Annotated in this window: 2 pseudogenes; one reads left to right on the top strand and one right to left on the bottom strand. The window is 45.1% G+C overall.

Annotated features, from left to right (window positions below):
- Nucleotides 1–346 (top strand): annotated as a pseudogene (locus R7093_RS26240) (threonine ammonia-lyase, biosynthetic); the annotation flags it as partial.
- A gap of 102 nt (nt 347–448) precedes the next feature.
- Here the strand turns inward: R7093_RS26240 and R7093_RS26235 are convergent.
- Nucleotides 449–627, bottom strand: a pseudogene (locus tag R7093_RS26235) (LysR family transcriptional regulator); the annotation flags it as partial.

Here is a 627-nt window from a genome sequence, read left to right as displayed (position 1 = left end):
CGAAGGTGGCTACCCAGTCGTGGATTTGTCCGACGATGAAATGGCCAAACTGCACATTCGTTACATGATCGGTGGCAAGCCCTCGAAACAACTGAAAGAGCGTCTCTATAGCTTTGAATTTCCTGAGTATCCAGGCGCACTATTGAAGTTCTTAAGCACGCTTGGCACCCATTGGAACATCAGCCTATTCAACTACCGTAACCACGGCGCCGACTACGGACGCGTTCTATGTGGTTTCGAGTTAGATGAAAGCGATTTAGCCCAATTTTCAGCGCATTTACGAGAACTTGGCTACCAATGTAAGGATGAAACCGATAATCCATCCTACAAGTTTTTCTTGTCTTAATTCGCCTTATCAACACCTCGCTGCAGCGAGGTGTTTTGTTTCCAATTTACGGTTTCATGGACCAAGTGATGAGCTAATACTGAGATCGGATGATTCTTTTGACTAACACTGCAACCAATCTTGATGCAACTGATTCGGTGATCCCAAATAATCCACCATCCATTGGATCAACTTATGATCGTCATCTTTACGCCATACCAAACAGCATCGGCTCAATGGCTTGTCATCTTGCAGCAGTTTCTCCACCAGCACACCTTCATGAATAAGTGGCATCGCAATAT

Source organism: Vibrio sp. 1580, assembly GCF_033340055.1.
The sequence above is the reverse complement of the archived record's forward strand: the minus strand, read 5'-3'. Positions and strand labels throughout refer to the sequence as shown.